Raw genomic sequence first — 17,994 nt, 5'->3', positions numbered from 1 at the left:
TGTGGGGTCTCACCACTGTGGTACTGACACGAGCTGTGTATAAACAAAAGAACGCCCGACGCACCGTCCACGACGGACTGCCTGTGGACGTCAACGGCGCTGTCGGACGTGCTGATACCCAGTGTGAGGCGTGACGGCGCTCACCGGAACACCGGGGCCCGTGACGATGCTCACGGCCGTGGTCCATTGTGGTCTGAACCACGGCCGCGAGCGTGCGCCGGTTACCCCGCGCAGGGCGAAGCCGGGGCGGACGAAGGTGACGTCCCCCACTTCGCCGTCGCGTCGCCGGTGAGCCCGAAGTCCAGCGTCGTACCGCGCTTCAGCTGGTCCACGTTGACGTACACGCGGTCACTCGGCTTCGAGCCGACCTTCAGCCCCGAGATGTACTGCAGCTTCGAGCCGTCCGCGCCGGGCGCCTTGATCGTGACGTCACGCCCGTTCTCCAGGTGCAGGACGGACTTCGCGAACCGCGGCGTGTTCAGCACGAAGTTCCCAGTTCCTGGGACAGCGGGGTAGAGCCCGAGCGCGCTGAAGACGTACCAGGCCGACATGGTGCCCAGGTCGTCGTTCCCGGTGACGCCGTTGGGCGCGTTCGTGAACAACGTGTGCGCCGCCCGCACGACCGTCGACGTCTTCGCCGGCTGCCCGGTGAGCGCGTACATCCACGGCGAGTGCAGGTCCGGCTCGTTGTTGGGGTTGTAGCGGAACTGGTCGTAGTAGTCGTACGGGCCGACGACCCAGTTCTCGCGCACCGCTGTCGCCGGGTTCTTCACCAGTTCGTCGTAGGCGAAGAAGTCGTCGAGGCGCTTCCCGGTGGCCGCCGGGCCGCCCATGCGATCGACGAGCCCGGGGACGTCCTGCTGCACGAGCCACTGGTACTGCCAGGCCGTGCCCTCGTGGAAGCCGTCCTGGCTCTGCGGGCTGTAGGGCTTGTCGGCCGGCGAGAACCACGCACCGCCGAGGACCTTCGGCCGGAAGAAGCCCGTGAAGCCGCGGTCGGTCTGCGTTTCGTCCCACAACGTCCGGTAGGTCCGGCCCTTCGCGGCCAACGCCGCCGCGTCGTCCTTCTTGCCGAGCGCGGCCGCCATGACCGAGAGCGAACAGTCACCGAGCGCGTACTCCAAGGTGGCCGAAGCGCCGTGGTTCGGGTCGGTGTCCTGGCCCTTCTTCGGGAAGTCCGGGTCGTACTGGACGAACCCGTCCTTCTGGTAGCTCGCGTTGCCCGAGCGGCCCTGGAACGGCGACGCGTCGGGCGGGATCTCGCGCGAGTTCTGCAACAGGGCCTGGTAGGCGTGCATCTCCTCGCCCGACAACGCTCCGAAGCGCCAGAGGTCGACCAAGAAGGGCGTGACCGGGTCGCCGGTCATCGTGTTCGTCTCCTGGCTCGCGTACGCCCACCTCGGCAGCCAGCCGCCCTGGTCGTGGATGGCCAGGATGCTCTTCGCGATGTCGCGGGCCCGGTCCGGCCGCAGCAGGGCCAGGAGCTGGTTCTGCGTGCGGTAGGTGTCCCACAGCGAGAAGAAGTCGTAGTACGTCCAGCCGGCCGCGCGGTGGACCTTCTTGTCGAAGCCGTAGTAGCGGCCGTCGGCGTCGTTCGCCGTCAGCGGCTGCAGCAGCGCGTGGTACAGCGAGGTGTAGAAGACCGTGCGGTCGTCCGGCGTGCCGCCCTTGATGTCCACAGTGGACAACTCGTGGCGCCAGGTGCGCTGGACGTCGGCCTTGGCCGCGTCGAACGACCGGATGTGCTCCGAGGCCAGGTTCACCCGCGCACCGGCGGCGTCGACCTGGGAGATCGCGGTGGTGGCGGTGACCTGGGCACCGCCTCCGAACGTCAGCCACGCGCCGCGCAGGCCCGCACCGCCTTCGGACGCGCGGGAGCCGGGGGTGCCGCCGGTCGGCGACCAGGTGCCGAACGCCTTGAACGGCTTGTCGAACTTCGTCGTGAAGTACGTCGTGTAGGCCTTGCCGCCGCAGAACGCCTGCGACTCGACGGTGCCCTCGACGGTCCGGTCGTCGACGACGCGGATGCTGCTGCCCGTCACGGGTTCCTTGTCGTTCGCCTGACCGACGTTGACGAAGACGTTGGCATCACCCGGCTTGGCGAACGTGTACCGCTCGACACCGGCCCGGGTCGCCGCGGTCGTCTCGACGTCGACGCCGCCGTAGCCGGTCAGGTGGACCTTGTAGTAGCCCGGCTTCCCCACTTCGCCGTCGTGGGTGAACGGCGAGGCGTACTGCTTCTGGTCGAAAGTGGACGCTTTCGCCGTGTCGAACGCCTTGCCGGGGCCCACTTCCCCGGTTGTCGGCAGGGTCGAGACCAGGCCGCCCTGTTCCCAGCAGCCCGCGCCGGACAGGAAGAAGTGCCCGAACCCGCGGATCGCGGTGTCGGTGTAGCGGTAGCCCGCGTAGTGCGAGGTGATCGGGCTGACCTGCGTCATGCCGAACGGGGCCGAGGCGCCCGGGAACGTGTTGCCCTCGTCCTGCGTCCCGATGAACGTGTTGACGGCATCCAGAGCGTCACCGCCGGACGCCGATGCGGCGGCGGGACTCACCCCCGTCGCCACCACGGCGAGCGCCAGCGCGCCCACCAGAACCTTGTTCTTCAAAACAGCCCTCCGGAGAACAGGAAAGGCCGCCCGCGCGGAACGCGGGCGGCCTTTCACGGATGGATCGTCACGCGCCGATGCCGATGGCGAACACGTGGAGCGCGCCGCCGCTGACGTTGTCGGGCAGCTTCACGCTGGCCACGGTCTTGCCCGCGGCCAAGGTGATCGGGTTGGTGCCGAACACCATCGTGCGGATCTGCTGCGGGTCGCCGCCCGAAGCGTTGCGGTACGGCGTGGACAGCACGATCCGGTTGCCGAACGCCGGCTGCGCGCCGCCGCCACCGAGGGTCCAGTCGGAGAACCCGATGGTCGCGGTGGACGTCGTGCCGTCGGTGTAGGTGATGGTCAGCGTGCCGGAGGCATTGCCGTTGGACGCCGAGCCGAGCAGCGCCAGCCGCCCGGAACCGCTCACGTTCACCATCTGGCCGCCGGCGACCACGTTGTCCGGGTCCCCGGCCGGGAACGACGGCCAGGTGAACTTGATCCCGTCACTGGTGACCGTGCCGCCCGGGGTGGCGCCGGCCGCGGCCAGCGCGTCGGCCGAGTAGCTCCAGCCGCCGCCGTCGAAGTTGGCCGCGCCGGAGTTGGCGTCCGGCGAGATGCCGGCGTTGTTCACCGTGGCCAGCCAGCTGTTCGGCTGGGCCACCAGCACCGTCAGGACGGCCTGCGACGAGGCCACGCCCGGTGCGGAGAACGTCACCGGAATGCGGCGGGCGCCGTCGGCCAGCCCGGCCGGGACGCTGACCGTGAGCTCGGCCTGGGCCTTGCCCGCGGCGGGCACCGCGATGCTGCCCGTCGCCGGGGTCAGCGTGATCCCGTCGACGCTGCCCGCGCTGTAGGTCCAGGTCCGGGCGGTGCCGGAGAGGTCCTGGACACCTACGGACGCCTTCGACGTCGACCCCGCGGGCGTCACCGCGCGCGCCGGGTCCACGAAGGACAGGCTCGGCTTCTCCTGCTCGCGGAACGACGGCGGCGCGTCGGCCGTCGCACTGCCCCACGAGGTCGCCGTGGCGGAACGGGTGTAGTCGAGCGTGCCGCCACCGGAGATCAGCGCCTCCGGCAGCCACGCCTTCGCGGCGGCACCGCCGTTGACCTTCAGGCTGCCCACGTAGTCGCCGGTGCCCGGCGCGTTGATCGTGATCTTCTTGCCCGCACCGGTGGTGAGCACGGCGTGCTCGAAGCGCGGGGTGACGAGCAGCGTCTCGGCGCGGCCCGGGATCTCCGGGTAGATGCCGAGCGCGGACCACACGTACCAGGCCGACATCTGGCCGAGGTCGTCGTTGCCGATCAGGCCTTCCGGACGCGGGTTGTACAGCTCGTCCATCGAGCGGTGCACGATCCCCTGGGTCTTGGCCGGGGCACCGGCGTACGAGTACACGTACGGCGCGTTGGAGTTCGGCTCGTTGCCCATGAAGGCGTACGGCTCCTGCGTGCCCGCGTTCAGCTGGGTGAAGAAGGTGTCCAGCCGGGACTGCGTCGCGGTGTTCCCGCCGAACGCCGTCACGACGCCGCCGAGGTCGTAGGGCACCATCCATTCGTACTGTGCGCCGTTGCCCTCGACCCAGCCCTGGGAGCTCGCGGGGTCGTAGGTGCCGGAGAACGAGCCGTCCGCGTTGCGCGGTTGCAGGTGCCCGGTGCCCGGGTTGTAGAGGTTCTGCCAGTTCTGCGCGCGCTTCATGAACGTCGTGTACGTCGCGCTGTCGCCGAGCCGCTTCGCGAACTGGGCGATGGAGAAGTCGGCGCTGGTGTATTCCAGGGTGTCCGCGCCCGCGCCCGGCACGTAACCGAGCTTCTGGTAGTCCTCGAGCCCCGGCCGCTCGGTGTAGCCCTGCGTCGGCTGGGTGGCACCCTTGATCATGAGCAGCAACGCCTTCTGGGCGTCGAAGTCCCGGGCGCCGAACGCGTACGCGCTCGAGACGATGATGTGGTACGGGTCGCCGTTCATGACGCCGGTGTAGTCGTTGGCGACCGTCCAGCGGTCCCACGAGCCGCCCTGCTCGGCGTAGGCCATCATCGACCGGACGATGTCCGAGGTCTCCTTCGGCGCGATCGTCGCCAGCAGCGGGACCTCCGAGCGGTAGATGTCCCAGCCGGAGAAGTTGGTGTACATCGCGTGGCCCTTGTCGGCCTTGTGGATCCGCCCGTCGAAGCCGGGGTACTGACCGTCCACGTCGGAGAACACGTTCGGCTGGATCAGCGAGTGGTACAGCGACGTGTAGAACGTCGTCAGGTCGGAGTCGGAGCCACCGGTGACGGCGATCTTGCCGAGCTGGTCGTTCCACGCCTTGCGTGCGCTCGCGGCCACCGTGTCGAACGACTTCTTGGTGTTCTCCGCTTTGAGGTTGGCCTTCGCGCCGTCGACGGACACGAAGGACAGTCCGACCTGGACGTTCACCTGCGCGCCGTTGAGGTTGGCGAAGGTGACGTACCCGCCGCTGCCCGGCCCGGACACGGTCGTGTCCTGCGTCTTGGCCTTGGCCGGGCGCGCGATCGAGGCGTCGACGCCGTTGGGCTGCGCGACCTTCGCCTTGGCCCCACCGGTCTCGGCGGCCTTGTTCGGCGTGACGGCACCGTTCTTCCAGGTGCCGATCGACGCGAACGGCGTGTCGAACTTGGCCGAGAAGTAGACGCGGTAGCTGTTGCGCGCGCCGCAGAAGCGGCCGCTCGTGGCCCAGCCGCTGATGGTGTCCTTGCCGATGGTGATGGACGCGTCATCGGTGCCGTTGACCGAGCCGGAGGTGTTGACCAGCAGGGTCGAGGACGCGCCGGCCGGGTAGGTCAGCCGCGCCGAGCCGGTGCGCTGGGTCGCGCTGAGCTCGACCTTCGCACCGCTGTCGAGGGTGACGTCGTACGCGCCCGCCGTCGCGTGTTCGTTCGTGTGCGAGAACTTCGACGTGTAGTGGGCCGGGTCGGTCGCCGGCGAGGTCGTCACTTCACCGACGTACGGGATGAACGGGATGTCCTGGTAGGTCGAACAGCCCGCGCCGGACAGGTGCGTCAGGCTGAACCCGGTCAGGGCGTTGTCGTCGTAGAAGTAGCCGCCGGGCTGGGATTTCACCGTGTCCGGGCTCCACTGGACCATGCCGAACGGCGCGACCGCGCCCGGGAACGTGTTGCCGGCACCGCCCCCGGTGCCGTGGTCGGCCCCGCCGGGCCGGGTGCCCACGAAGGGGTTGACCCACTTCGCGTAATCGGTGCTGGTAGCCGCCGCGGCGGGGACAGCGGGAGCTACCGCCGCGGTCACCGCCAGCGTCAGGAAGGTTAAACCGGCTCTGAAGCGCGCTCGCGCCATTGCCATCGCCTCTCCACCTCATCAGCGCGACCGGAAAACGGTGCCATGACAACCTTGTCGCGCAGTCGGTCGAACCCGGCCACCTTGGGCAGTCGCTCACGAGACAGTCAAGGGACACGTCAAGACCTGTCCGCTTCCGGACAGCGCCGTCAGCCGTCTGTCCTACGCCGTCGGTAGCCGAATCGGCACAATCCACGCGAGAGGCGTTGACAAGCACCGGGGGCGTGGCGTTCAATCCCCGTCACTATGACAACGTTGTCTCCTCTCGGCCGGGATCGGGACGGCAGCACGCGCACCGCGAGCAGGCGGGCCACGATGAGCGACGTGGCCCGGCTGGCGGGCGTGAGCATCAAGACCGTCTCGCGCGTGGTCAACGACGAACCGGCGGTGCACCCCGACACCGCCGAGCGGGTCATGGCGGCCATCGAGCAGCTGGGGTTCCGGCGCAACCTGGGGGCGCGGAACCTGCGCCGCGGGTCCACGACCGGCACCATCGGGCTGATCGTCGAGGACGTCGGCAACCCCTTCTACTCCGAGCTGAACCGCGCGGTCGAGCGCATCGCGACGTCGTTCGGGCGCCAGGTGCTCACCGGCTCGTCCGAGGAGAACTCCGACCGCGAGCGCGAGCTCGTCCTGGAGTTCTGCGCGCGACGGGTGGACGGCATCCTCGTCGTCCCGGCCGGTCTCCAGCACGGCTACCTGGTGCCGGAGATGCGCGCGGGCACGCCGGTGGTGTTCATCGACCGGCCGGCCGGCGACATCGTGGCCGACACCGTGCTGGTGGACAACCTCGGCGGCACCATCGAAGCCGTCACCCACCTGGCGCAGCACGGGCACCGGCGGATCGCGTTCCTCGGCGACAGCCCGGACATCTTCACCGCGGCCGAGCGCCTGCGGGGGTTCCGCGAGGGCTGCGTGCGCAACGGGATCTCCTACGACGAGTCGCTGGTTTCGATGGGGACACCGACGCCGGACGCCGTCGGCAACGCCGTCAAGCGGCTGCTCGACGGCCCGGACGCGGCCACGGCGGTGATCGCGGGCAACAACCGGATCGCCGTGCACCTCCTGCGCGCCCTCGCGCACGCCGAGCACCGCCCGGCGATGGTGGGGTTCGACGACTTCGAGCTGGCGGACCTGCTGAACCCGCCGGTCACCGTGGTCGCGCACGACGTCAGCGCACTGGGCCACGCCGCGGCCGAGCTGCTCTTCGCCCGCGTCCAAGGAGATCAGTCCCCGCCGAGAAAGGTAGTCCTGCCCGTGCATCTCGTCGCCCGTGGTTCCGGTGAGGTCGCCCCGTGACCCTCGAACCGATCCGGCTCCCCGCCAACCAGCCGCCGCAGTTCTACCGCGGCGGCGACGCCATCGCGGCGCTGCGCGGCGCGTCGTCGGACAAGAAGTTCGGCCCGGAGGACTGGGTCGCCTCGGTGAGCACCATGTTCGGCCAGGAGACCAACGGCCTCACCCGCCTCCCGGACGGCGCCTGGCTGCGCGACGCCGTCGAGGCGAACGCGAACGGCTGGCTCGGCGCGAAGCACGTCGAGGCGCTCGGGACGTCGACCGGGCTGCTGGTGAAGCTCCTCGACGCGGGCCAGCGGCTCCCGGTGCACTTCCACCCCGACGACACGTTCGCCAAGCGGCACTTCGACTCGCACTTCGGCAAGACCGAGGCGTGGATCGTCGTCGGCACCTACGGCGACGACCCGCGCGTCTACCCGGGCTTCAAGGAGACGCTGTCGAAGGCGACGGTGTCCGAGTGGACGCGCGAGCAGGACGTCCCTTCCATGCTGGGCGCGCTGAACAGCATCCCGGTGTCCGCCGGCGACACGGTCTACATCCCGGCGGGGCTGCCGCACGCGATCGGCGAAGGCGTCTTCGTCGTCGAACTGCAGCAGCCGACGGACTTCTCGCTCACCATCGAATGGCGCGACTTCCTCGCGTCGCCGGAAAAGGGCCACCTCGGCCTCGGCTTCGACACCGCCATCGAGGCCCTCGACACCTCCGGCTGGGACGCCGACCGGCTGGACACGATCATCAAGCGCACCGCGGGCGACAGCTCGTCCACCGTGGACCTCCTGGCCGGCGGCGCGGAACGGTTCTTCCGAGCCGAACAGCTGCGCACCGACGAGCTGACAACGTTGTCACTCGATCCGTCGTTCGCGGTCCTCGTCGTCCTCGACGGCGAAGGCACCCTGCGGACCGAGCACGGCGGCGAGCACGCGCTGGCGAAGGGCGACACCTACGTCGTCCCGTTCGACGCCGGCCAGACCGAGCTGTCCGGCACGGCGACGGTGATCCGCTGCCGACCACCGGCGCCGGAAGAGAGGCACGGATGAGCGAAATCCTGCTGGACGCGGTCGACCTCACCAAGCACTACGGGTCCGTCGAAGCCCTGCGCGGCGCGTCGTTCCAGGCCCGCGCGGGCGAGGTGACGGCCCTGATCGGCGACAACGGCGCCGGCAAGTCGACGCTGGTCAAGTGCCTCTCCGGCGCGGAACAGCCGACGTCGGGGACGATCCTCCTGGACGGCAAGGAGGTCCGCTTCGACTCGCCGACCACGGCGCGGCGGCTGGGCATCGAGACCGTCTACCAGGACCTCGCGGTCGCGCCCGAACTCGATCCGGCGGCCAACCTGTTCCTCGGCCGCGAGATCCACCGCAAGGGCATCCTCGGCAAGCTCGGGATGCTGGACAAGAACGAGATGCGGCGCCAGGCGATCGAGGAGTTCCAGCGCCTCGGCGTGACGCTGCAGAGCACCGACGTCCCGATCGGCTCACTGTCCGGCGGACAACGGCAGAGCGTCGCCGTGGCGCGCTCGGTCGTGTGGGCGTCGAAGGTCGTGTTCATGGACGAGCCGACGGCCGCGCTGGGCGTCGTGCAGCGCGAACGCGTCCTCGACGTCATCAAGAAGGTGCGTGACAAGGGCATCGCCGTGGTGCTGATCAGCCACAACATGCCCGAGGTGCTGTCGGTCGCCGACCGCGTCGAGGTGCTGCGGCTCGGCAAGCGCGTCGCCCGGTTCACCGGATCGGACACGAAGCTCGAAGACCTCGTCGCCGCGATGACCGGCGCACTCGTGCAGGAGGAGGCGGCATGAGCGTGTCGACGCCCCCGAAGAAGGACATCCAGGAGTCCCCCGAAGCGGGCTTCGGCAAGCGGCCGCTGGGCAAGCGCCTGATCGAGGCCAACACGTTCTGGATCGGGCTGGTCCTGCTGGCGCTGGTCATCCTGTTCAGCGTGATCGCGCCGGACAGCTTCCCGACGCTGTTCACCTTCCAGACGCTGTTCATCGAGTCGTCGGTCCTGCTGATCCTGTCGGTCGGCATGACGTTCGTGATCATCACCTCGGGCATCGACCTCTCGGTCGGTTCGGTGCTGATCCTCGCGGGCATGGTCGCGGGCAAGGTGATGGAGGCGATGTCCGGCGGCGACGCGTCGAAGGCCGGCTGGGGCGTGATCCTCGTCGGGCTGGTCGTCGCCGTGGTCACCGGCACGGTCTGGGGGGTGATCAACGGCGTCCTCGTCGCGGTGGCCAAGATCCCGGCGCTGATCGTCACGCTCGGCACGATGGGGGCCGCGCTCGCCACCGCGTACCTGCTGAACGGCGGCTCGGACCTGCGTACCGTGCCGGCGGAGCTGACCAAGACCCTGGGCTACGGCACGTCCTTCGGCATCGTGCCCAACCTGGTGATCGTGGCCATCGTGATCACCGTGATCGGCGCGTGGCTGCTGCGGACGACGAAGTTCGGGCGGTACACGTTCGCGGTCGGTTCCAACGCCGAGGGCGCGCGGCGCGCGGGCATCGGCGTCACCGCGCACCTGCTGAAGGTGTACACACTGACCGGCTTCCTGGCCGGGATCGCCGGGTTCCTGTCGCTGGCCTACTACAACTCGACCACCATCTCCGGGCACACCACCGACAACCTCAACGCCATCGCCGCGGTCGTGATGGGCGGGACGAGCCTGTTCGGCGGCGTCGGCACGATCCTCGGCACGGTGATCGGGGTCTTCATCCCCGCGGTGCTGCGCAAGGGCTTCAACATCATCCACGTCCAGGACTTCTGGCAGATGTTCATCGTCAGCTGGGTCCTGGTCGCCGCGGTCTGGTTCGACCAGCGCCGCCGCCGTCGCCGCAACTCCCGCTGAGTCCCCCGAGTACAAAGAGGTGCTTATGAAACTGACCAAGACTCTCACCGCCATGGGTGCCGTGGTCTCCGCCGCCGCCCTGCTCACCGCGTGCGGATCCGGCACGGTCGGGCAGAGCGGGTCCGGTGACTCCGCCAAGCCGGTCGGCGGCAAGAAGCTGGCGCTGATCCCGGGCGTGCAGGCCGAGCCGTTCTACATCTCGCTGCAGTGCGGCGCGCAGGCCGAGGCGGAGAAGCTCGGCTACGAGCTGACCACCCAGGCGCCGCAGAAGTTCGACGCTCCCCTGCAGACCCAGCTGGTCAACGCGCTCGGCGCGAACCCGCCGGCGGCGCTGCTGATCGCCCCGACCGACGACACCGCGATGCTGGCGCCGATCCAGCAGGTCAAGGCGCGCGGCACGAAGATCGTCGAGGTCGACACCGCACTGAAGGACACCGGCGTCGCCGTGTCGTCCGTTTCCTCCGACAACTCCGCGGGCGGCAAGCTCGCCGCCCAGACGATGGCGAAGCTCGCGGCCGGCAAGAGCGGCTCGGTCCTGGTGCTCGACACGATCGCGGGCACGTCCACGACCGCCGCGCGCGCCAAGGGCTTCGAAGACGAGCTCAAGAACACGCCGAACCTGAAGTCGATCGGCGTCCAGTTCACCCAGAACGAGCCGGAGCAGGCCGCGGCCAAGGTGACGGCGGCGCTCTCGTCGACCCCGGACCTCATCGGCATCTTCGCGACCAACCTGAACACCGGCGAGGGCGCGGCGACCGGCCTGCGCAACGCGGGCAAGGTCGGCGCGGTCAACCTGATCGGCTTCGACGCGAGCCCGTCCGAGGTCGAAGGCCTCAAGAACGGCCAGTACCAGGCCCTGATCGCCCAGGACCCGGCCTCGATCGGCACCCAGGGCGTCCAGCAGGCGGTCGCGGCCATCGAGGGCAAGCCGGCGACGCGGAACCTCACCGCGCAGCTGCACTCGATCACCAAGGACGACATGGACGCCAACTCGCAGTACTTCTACAAGCAGAGCTGCTGATCCCGCTGTCCGTCAGGGTCCTGCGGGTGCTGTGCACCATGCCCGCAGGATCCTGACCAGCGTTTTCACCGGCGGTGAACACCGCCTGCCGGTCACCGCGGTGGGGGAACCGCTCACCGCACCACCCGTTTCCCCGAAGGGGTGTTCCGCGTCACACTCATCTGCACATGCATCTGCACTACCGGATGCATGATCGCAGGGAGGGTGCGATGAAGTACGAGCGGCCGGCTTTGCACCGGACGATCTTCGCCGTGGACGTCGAGGGCTACGGCGACCAGCGCCGGACCACGCCACACCGGCTGGCGTTGCGCGACGGGCTGTACCGCGCGCTCTGCCGGGCGTTCGACGACGCCGGCGTCCCGTGGGCGGCCTGCCGGCGGGAGGACTGCGGCGACGGCGTCTTCGTCCTCGTCCCGCCGGAGATCCCGAAGGGGCTCTTCGTCGAGTTCCTGCCCGCCGCGCTCGCCGTCGCGCTGCACCGGCACAACCGCACGCACCACCCCGGGGCCCGGATCCGGCTCCGGATGGCGCTGCACGCGGGCGAGATCGCCTACGACGACCACGGCGTCACCGCGCCCGCGATCAACCAGACGTTCCGGCTGCTGGAGGCCACGCCGCTGAAGGAGGCGCTCAAGGCCTCGCGCGGCGTGCTGGCGCTGATCACGTCGGCGTGGTTCTTCGACGAGGTCGTCCGGCACAGCGACGGTCTCGACCCGACGACGTTCCGGCCGGTGCCGGTGGCGATCAAGGAAACCCGCACGACCGGGTGGATCTCGCTGCCGGACCGGCCGTACCCGGCGAACTCGAGCCTGCTGGGCAACGTGACGGCGATCGACCACTACCGGACCTGGCGCCGCTTCCGCCGCCACGCCCAGGTGCTGGCCGACCGCGACGGGCCCGCGTAGCCGTAGGATCTTTGCCCTGGACACCGCCGCCGAGGGGAGGCCCGATCACCGTGCACCTGCGCCCGGCGTCGCGCGCCGACCCGCTGCCGGTGCTCGCCGCCGCCCGCCGCATCACCGACGACCTGCGCGACGGCCTGACCGGGATGCCCGCCCGCCGCGCCGCGCACCGCCTGCGCCGGCTCTTCGGCTTCCCGGGGCTCGGTCTCGCCGACCTGTCCGGTTCCCTGATGTGGTCGGGACGGCCCGGGCCGGACGCGGTCGTCGCGCGCGTGCTCGACGGTGTGCTCCACAGCGAAGAACCCGGCTCGGCACCGGACGTCCTGGTGCTGCCGCTGCACGTCCGCGACGAGCTGGCCGGGGCGCTGCTGGTCGTCGGGGAGGTCCGGGACGCGGTCGCGGCCCAGGCCGCCGACCTCGTCGTGCAGGCCATGGAACGCGGGCGGCTCGAGGCCTCGGCGGAACAGGCGGCGCAGGCCGAACTGCGGGCGCTGCGGGCGGAGATGTCGCCGCACTTCGTCTACAACGCCCTGACCGTGATCGCGTCGCTGGTGCGTTCGGATCCCGACCGCGCCCGCGACCTCATGCTCGACTTCGCCGACTACACGCGCTACAGCCTGGCTCGCCACGGCGAGTACACCGTCGTCGCCGAGGAGTTCCGCGCGATCGAGACGTACCTGGCGCTGCAGAAGGCGGTGCTCGGCGAGCGGTTGCGCGTCCAGGTGCGGGTCGCGCCGGAGATCCTCGCCGTCGCCGTGCCGTACCTCGTGCTGGAGCCGCTGGTGGAGAACGCGATCCGGCACGGCATCGAGCCGCGGTCGGGCACCGGGCAGGTCCACGTGCACGGCCAGGCGGAAGGGAACGACTGCGTGATCTTCGTCGAGGACGACGGGGTCGGCATGGACCCGAAACGGGCCGCGGACCTCCTGGCCGGGCGCACCGGCGAGGACGACCCCGCGGGTCTCGGGCTGGCCAATGTGGACCGACGGCTGCGGGACGTCTACGGCCCCTGGTACGGCCTCACCGTCGAAACCGAGGTCGGCGCGGGCACCCGGGTGATCGTGCGGGTGCCGCGGTTCCAGCCGGGGGTGCTGCCGTGAGCGGGCTCCGGGTGCTGGCCGTCGACGACCTGCCGCCCGCGCTGGACGAGCTGTGCCGCATGCTGCGCGAAGCGCCTGAAGTCGGCGAAGTCGTCGGCGCGGCTGACGCGCTGAAGGCGTTGAGGCTGCTTCAGGCCGACCGCTTCGACGCGGTGTTCCTCGACATCTCGATGCCGGGCCTCGACGGCTTGGAGCTGGCGTCGCTGCTGGCGAAGCTGAGCGAGCCACCGGTGATCGTGTTCGTCACCGCGCACGACGGACACGCGGTCACGGCGTACGGCATCGGCGCGGTCGACTACCTGCTCAAGCCGGTCCGCACCGAACGGCTGTCCGCGGCGCTGGCGAAGGTGCTGCGGATGGCGACTCCGGGGTCCCGGCCGACCCCGGACGCGATGGCGGCGCTCCCGGTCGAGTCGGGCGGCCGGACCCGCTACGTCCGCCGTGACGACGTCCTGTTCGTCGAGGCCCACGGCGACTACGTCCGCCTGCACACGCGCGGCGGGGTCCACCTGGTGCGGATGCCGATCTCGCGGCTGGAGGAGTACTGGGAGGGCACGGGGTTCAGCCGCGTCCACCGGGGTTTCCTGCTGGCGGTGGGGGCGGTCCTGGAGCTGCGCAGCGACACGGCGGGCGGGTTGCTGGCCCACACGGAGGCGGGGGACGTCCCGGTCAGCCGGCGCCACGCGCGAGACCTGCGCGACCGGCTGCTGGAAGCGGCGCAGCGCGGCCAGCTCGGATCGGACTCGCGATGAGAGACCGCCTCCGGCCGGGCCCGCGATGAGCAAGATCCGCCGGGTCGCCGTCACCAGCCCGCAGACCCGCCTCGCCCACGCGCGCCGCCGGTCGCGCGGCCGCTGGCGCCAGCCCCGGCTCCCCGCGGGCGACACCCAGCGCGCCACCGCCCTCTACACCGCCCAGCGCCGCCGCGGCATCCCCGCGCTGGTCCTCATGTTCGCGCTGCTGCTCGGCCTCCCCGGTGTCTTCGCGATCTTCCCGGCCCTGGACACCGTGCGGCTGCTGGGAATTCCGCTGTCCTGGCTGCTGCTCGCGGTCTTCCCCTACCCGGCGATGGCGCTGCTGGCCCGCTGGCAGCTGCGGCGCGCCGAGCGTCTCAAGGACGAGTAGTGGGCGTCGCGCTCGCCGTCGCGCCGGTCGTGCTCGTGACGCTGCTGATCGGCGTCCGCGGGGTCGCCGCCATGCGCACGACGTCGGACTTCCTCGTCGCGTCCCGCCGCATCTCGCCGCTGGTGAACTCGGCCGCCGTTTCGGGCGAGTACCTGAGCGCGGCCTCCTTCCTCGGCATCGCCGGGCTCGTCGTCAAGGACGGCATCGGCGCACTCTGGTACCCGGTCGGCTTCACCGCCGGCTACATCGCGATGCTCGTGCTCGTCGCCGCCCCGATGCGGCGGTCGGGCGCGCTGACCGTCCCCGACTTCGCCGAAGCCCGGCTCAACTCCCCCGCGCTGCGCCGCCTGGCCGCCGTGGTCGTCCTGGTGATCGGCACGATCTACGTCGTCCCGCAGTTCCGCACCGCCGGCCTGGTGCTCGCCGCGGTCGGCGGCACCCCGTACTGGGTCGGCGTGGTGCTGGCCGGCGCCGCGGTCAGCGTCACCCTGGCGCTGGGCGGCATGCGCGCGGCGACGTACGTGCAGGCGTTCCAGTTCGTCTTGAAGCTGCTGCTGTTCCTCATCCCGGCGATCTGGCTGGTCCTGCAGGCCGGCGCGGTCAACCGGACCGACGCGCTCAACCCCGTCGAGTTCACCCACTTCGCCCGCGAGACGCCGGTGCGGTTCGAAGTCGACGTGACCATGGAGATCCGCGAACCGACCCCGGTCCGCCGCAACGGCGTCGTCGAAATCCTGCCACCGGGCGAATTCACCGCGCACAGCCAGGACGAGGTCGTGTTCGGCACGGGCGCGGCCGTCCCGGCGGTCCGCGGCGGCGCCGCACTGGGCGGCCCCGACTGGCGGCGCCCGCTGCTCGACCTCGGCGACCAGGGCTACCCGCTGCTCGGCACCTGGGCCGTGCTCATCGCGACCATGCTGGGCACGATGGGTCTCCCCCACGTCCTGATGCGCTTCCACACCAGCCCGGACGGCCGCGCCGCGCGCCGCACCGCCGCGATCACCGTCGCGCTGCTCGGCGTCTTCTACCTCTTCCCCGGCGTCTACGGCGTGCTCGGCCGGGTGCTCGTCCCGGGGCTGTACCTCTCGGGCGCGACCGACACCGTGGTCGTCGCCCTGCCGTACCAAGTGGACAGTGGCTGGGCGGGTGGGCTGTTCACGGCGCTGCTGACCGCGGGCGCGTTCGCCGCGTTCCTGGCGACGTCACTCGGCCTGCTGCTGGTGATGTCCGGCGCGCTCGCGCACGACCTCGTCCCCGGCGGGCTGCGGCGGCTGCGGATCGCCGTGTTCGGCGTCGCCGGGGTGATGGTGCTGCTGGCGCTGCGCTCGGCCGAGCTCGACGCCGGTGTCCTGGTCACCTGGGGCTTCACGGTGGCCGCGTCGACGTTCTGCCCGCTGCTGGTGCTCGGCATCTGGTGGCCTCGGCTGACCGCGACCGGCGGGATCGCCGGCGTGCTGACCGGGCTGGTGGCGTCGTCCGGCTCGATCCTGTTCGCCCTCGCCGGGCCGCCGCTGCACGGCTGGGTGGCGATCCTGGTCCAGCAACCGGCACCCTGGTCGGTACCGTTGGCGTTCGGCGCAATGGCGCTGGTCTCCCTGCGGGGCAGACCCCCCGGCTGGTCGACGGCGGCCATGCTGCGCCTCCACCTGGACGAACCCCGTTCGACCGGACCCCGCGACCGTTCGTCAACCGTTCGTCGTCTGGCCCGGCTGTTGAACCGGTGAATCTTCACACGTGACTCACACGTCCCTACGGTGTCGCTCGTCACTTTCCGCAGCGTCGCAGGGAGCAGCAGCGATGAGCACGACGAACACCGGCGGGCCCCCGGACACATCCGAAACCATCTGGGAACGAGCGCACGAGAGCACCGAGTTCCGCGAACTGCGCAGCCGCCTGCGCCGGTTCGTCTTCCCGATGACGGCGGTGTTCCTCCTCTGGTACCTGCTCTACGTGCTCCTCGCGGACTACGCGCACGGCTTCATGAGCACGAAGGTGTTCGGCAACATCAACGTCGGCCTGATCTTCGGCCTGCTGCAGTTCGTCTCGACGTTCGTGATCACCGGCCTCTACGTCCGGTACGCGAACCGGAAGCTGGACCCGGTCGCCGAGAAGATCCGTGAGGACATCGAAGGCGAATCCGCGAAGGAGCAGGCATGACGAACATCGCCGCGGGCGTGGAAGGCAGCAACCCGCTCCTCAACATCCTCATCTTCGCCGCCTTCGTGGTCATCACGCTGGTGATCGTGTTCCGCGCGAGCCGCAACACGAAAACGGCGTCGGACTACTACGCCGCCGGCCGCGCGTTCACCGGCCCGCAGAACGGCATCGCCATCTCGGGTGACTACCTGTCGGCGGCGTCGTTCCTCGGCATCGCCGGGGCGATCGCGATCAACGGCTACGACGGCTTCCTCTATTCCATCGGCTTCCTGGTGGCGTGGCTCGTCGCGCTGCTGCTGGTCGCGGAACTGCTGCGCAACACCGGCAAGTTCACGATGGGCGACGTCCTGGCCTTCCGGATGAAGCAGCGCCCGGTGCGGGCCGCGGCCGCGACGTCGACGCTGATCGTGTCGTTCTTCTACCTGCTCGCGCAGATGGCGGGCGCCGGCGGTCTCGTCGCACTGCTGCTCGGCGTCGAAGGCAAGGGCGCGCAGGCACTGGTGATCGCCGTGGTCGGCGTGATCATGATCGCCTACGTGCTGATCGGCGGCATGAAGGGCACCACGTGGGTGCAGATCATCAAGGCCGCGCTGCTGATCATCGGTGCGCTCGTGATCACCCTGTGGGTGCTCGGCAAGTACGGCTTCAACTTCTCCCAGCTGCTGCAGGCCGCCGTCGACAAGGCCGGCAAGGCCGGGCAGACGCTGCTCGGCCCGGGCAAGCAGTACGGCGCGACCGGAACGTCGAAGCTGGACTTCCTCTCCCTCGGGATCGCGCTGGTGCTGGGCACCGCGGGCCTGCCGCACGTCCTGATGCGGTTCTACACGGTGCCGACCGCGCGCGACGCCCGTCGCTCGGTGGTCTGGGCGATCGTCCTGATCGGCGTGTTCTACCTGTTCACGCTGGTCCTGGGCTACGGCGCCGGTGCACTGGTCGGGCCGGACACGATCAAGAAGGCGCCGGGCGGGGTCAACTCCGCAGCCCCGCTGCTCGCGCTCGAACTGGGCGGGCCGGTGCTGCTGGGCCTGATCTCCGCGGTCGCCTTCGCGACGATCCTCGCGGTGGTCGCGGGCCTGACGATCACGGCGTCGGCCTCCTTCGCCCACGACGTCTATGCGAACGTTGTCAAGCGGGGCAAGACGTCGCCGGACTCCGAGGTCAAGGTCGCCCGGCTCACCGCGGTGGTGATCGGCGCGCTCGCGATCGGCGGCGGCATCCTGGCCAACGGGCAGAACGTGGCGTTCCTGGTCGCGCTGGCCTTCGCGGTCGCGGCGTCGGCGAACCTGCCGACGATCCTCTACTCGCTGTTCTGGAAGCGGTTCAACACCCAGGGCGCGCTGTGGTCGATCTACGGCGGCCTGGCCATCACGATCGTCCTGATCGTCTTCTCGCCGGCCGTGTCCGGCAAGAGCACGTCGATGATCAAGAGCGTCGACTTCGCCTGGTTCCCGCTGAGCAACCCGGGCATCGTCTCGATCCCGGCCGCGTTCATCCTGGGCTGGCTGGGCACGGTCCTGTCCAAGGAGCACGACGAGAAGAAGTACGCCGAGATGGAGGTCCGCTCCCTGACCGGCGCGGGCGCCGAGAAGGCCGTGTCCCACTGATTCCGCCGACCCCGAAGGCCGTCGCGAGGGTGTTCCCGATCCCC

Annotated in this window: 14 protein-coding genes; 12 read left to right on the top strand and 2 right to left on the bottom strand. The window is 70.2% G+C overall.

Annotated features, from left to right (window positions below; genetic code table 11):
- Nucleotides 1–221 precede the first annotated feature (221 nt).
- Both QRY02_RS45735 and QRY02_RS45730 read right to left on the bottom strand, forming a co-directional pair.
- Nucleotides 222–2,606 carry a GH92 family glycosyl hydrolase gene (locus tag QRY02_RS45735; RefSeq protein WP_285988918.1) on the bottom strand — a complete coding sequence of 795 codons (2,385 nt, stop codon included), beginning with the start codon at nucleotides 2,604–2,606 and terminating at the stop codon, nucleotides 222–224.
- Nucleotides 2,607–2,673: 67 nt separating this feature from the next.
- Nucleotides 2,674–5,898, bottom strand: coding sequence for a GH92 family glycosyl hydrolase (locus tag QRY02_RS45730; RefSeq protein ID WP_285994102.1), 3,225 nt, complete (start codon nucleotides 5,896–5,898; stop codon nucleotides 2,674–2,676).
- 315 nt (nucleotides 5,899–6,213) lie between these two features.
- On the opposite strand from QRY02_RS45730, the gene QRY02_RS45725 reads away from it, so the two are divergent.
- The 12 genes from QRY02_RS45725 to QRY02_RS45670 all read left to right on the top strand — a co-directional run bounded on the left by QRY02_RS45725 (nucleotide 6,214) and on the right by QRY02_RS45670 (nucleotide 17,950).
- The gene (locus tag QRY02_RS45725; protein WP_285988917.1) at nucleotides 6,214–7,197 is read left to right on the top strand and encodes a LacI family DNA-binding transcriptional regulator; all 984 of its coding nucleotides are present in this window, start codon (nucleotides 6,214–6,216) and stop codon (nucleotides 7,195–7,197) included.
- Nucleotides 7,194–8,231: a class I mannose-6-phosphate isomerase gene (locus QRY02_RS45720; protein WP_285988916.1), complete on the top strand. Its 1,038-nt coding sequence runs from the start codon at nucleotides 7,194–7,196 to the stop codon at nucleotides 8,229–8,231. Before QRY02_RS45725 ends, QRY02_RS45720 begins: the two co-directional genes overlap by 4 nt.
- Nucleotides 8,228–8,992, top strand: a complete 765-nt coding sequence (locus QRY02_RS45715) for an ATP-binding cassette domain-containing protein (RefSeq protein ID WP_285988915.1) — start codon at nucleotides 8,228–8,230, stop codon at nucleotides 8,990–8,992. Before QRY02_RS45720 ends, QRY02_RS45715 begins: the two co-directional genes overlap by 4 nt.
- On the top strand, nucleotides 8,989–10,041 hold the full coding sequence (locus tag QRY02_RS45710) for an ABC transporter permease (RefSeq protein ID WP_285988914.1): 1,053 nt from the start codon (nucleotides 8,989–8,991) through the stop codon (nucleotides 10,039–10,041). Before QRY02_RS45715 ends, QRY02_RS45710 begins: the two co-directional genes overlap by 4 nt.
- A 25-nt stretch (nucleotides 10,042–10,066) precedes the next feature.
- Nucleotides 10,067–11,062 carry an ABC transporter substrate-binding protein gene (locus tag QRY02_RS45705; protein WP_285988913.1) on the top strand — a complete coding sequence of 332 codons (996 nt, stop codon included), beginning with the start codon at nucleotides 10,067–10,069 and terminating at the stop codon, nucleotides 11,060–11,062.
- Nucleotides 11,063–11,271: 209 nt separating this feature from the next.
- Nucleotides 11,272–11,967 carry a hypothetical protein gene (locus tag QRY02_RS45700; RefSeq protein WP_285988912.1) on the top strand — a complete coding sequence of 232 codons (696 nt, stop codon included), beginning with the start codon at nucleotides 11,272–11,274 and terminating at the stop codon, nucleotides 11,965–11,967.
- A gap of 50 nt (nucleotides 11,968–12,017) precedes the next feature.
- Nucleotides 12,018–13,064, top strand: coding sequence for a sensor histidine kinase (locus QRY02_RS45695; RefSeq protein WP_285988911.1), 1,047 nt, complete (start codon nucleotides 12,018–12,020; stop codon nucleotides 13,062–13,064).
- Nucleotides 13,061–13,816: a LytR/AlgR family response regulator transcription factor gene (locus QRY02_RS45690; protein WP_285988910.1), complete on the top strand. Its 756-nt coding sequence runs from the start codon at nucleotides 13,061–13,063 to the stop codon at nucleotides 13,814–13,816. Before QRY02_RS45695 ends, QRY02_RS45690 begins: the two co-directional genes overlap by 4 nt.
- Nucleotides 13,817–13,841: 25 nt before the next feature.
- Entirely contained in the window at nucleotides 13,842–14,189 is a 348-nt protein-coding gene (locus QRY02_RS45685) for a hypothetical protein (RefSeq protein WP_285988909.1), read from the top strand.
- A complete protein-coding gene (locus tag QRY02_RS45680; RefSeq protein ID WP_285988908.1) occupies nucleotides 14,189–15,913 on the top strand; it encodes a sodium/solute symporter in 1,725 nt (574 codons plus the stop codon). The genes QRY02_RS45685 and QRY02_RS45680 overlap by 1 nt, the downstream gene beginning before the upstream one ends.
- 73 nt (nucleotides 15,914–15,986) lie before the next feature.
- Entirely contained in the window at nucleotides 15,987–16,346 is a 360-nt protein-coding gene (locus tag QRY02_RS45675) for a DUF485 domain-containing protein (protein ID WP_285988907.1), read from the top strand.
- On the top strand, nucleotides 16,343–17,950 hold the full coding sequence (locus QRY02_RS45670) for a monocarboxylic acid transporter (RefSeq protein ID WP_285988906.1): 1,608 nt from the start codon (nucleotides 16,343–16,345) through the stop codon (nucleotides 17,948–17,950). Before QRY02_RS45675 ends, QRY02_RS45670 begins: the two co-directional genes overlap by 4 nt.
- Nucleotides 17,951–17,994: the final 44 nt, after the last annotated feature.

The organism is Amycolatopsis sp. DG1A-15b (assembly GCF_030285645.1).
Lineage (GTDB): Bacteria > Actinomycetota > Actinomycetes > Mycobacteriales > Pseudonocardiaceae > Amycolatopsis.
This window is presented reverse-complemented; position numbering and strand designations above follow the sequence as displayed.

Coding starts and splice junctions, on each gene's coding strand:
- QRY02_RS45730 (WP_285994102.1), bottom strand. CDS start 5,898: ATGGCGCGAGCGCGCTTCAGAGCCGGTTTAACCTTCCTGACGCTGGCG.
- QRY02_RS45725 (WP_285988917.1), top strand. CDS start 6,214: ATGAGCGACGTGGCCCGGCTGGCGGGCGTGAGCATCAAGACCGTCTCG.
- QRY02_RS45715 (WP_285988915.1), top strand. CDS start 8,228: ATGAGCGAAATCCTGCTGGACGCGGTCGACCTCACCAAGCACTACGGG.
- QRY02_RS45710 (WP_285988914.1), top strand. CDS start 8,989: ATGAGCGTGTCGACGCCCCCGAAGAAGGACATCCAGGAGTCCCCCGAA.
- QRY02_RS45705 (WP_285988913.1), top strand. CDS start 10,067: ATGAAACTGACCAAGACTCTCACCGCCATGGGTGCCGTGGTCTCCGCC.
- QRY02_RS45700 (WP_285988912.1), top strand. CDS start 11,272: ATGAAGTACGAGCGGCCGGCTTTGCACCGGACGATCTTCGCCGTGGAC.
- QRY02_RS45685 (WP_285988909.1), top strand. CDS start 13,842: ATGAGCAAGATCCGCCGGGTCGCCGTCACCAGCCCGCAGACCCGCCTC.
- QRY02_RS45675 (WP_285988907.1), top strand. CDS start 15,987: ATGAGCACGACGAACACCGGCGGGCCCCCGGACACATCCGAAACCATC.
- QRY02_RS45670 (WP_285988906.1), top strand. CDS start 16,343: ATGACGAACATCGCCGCGGGCGTGGAAGGCAGCAACCCGCTCCTCAAC.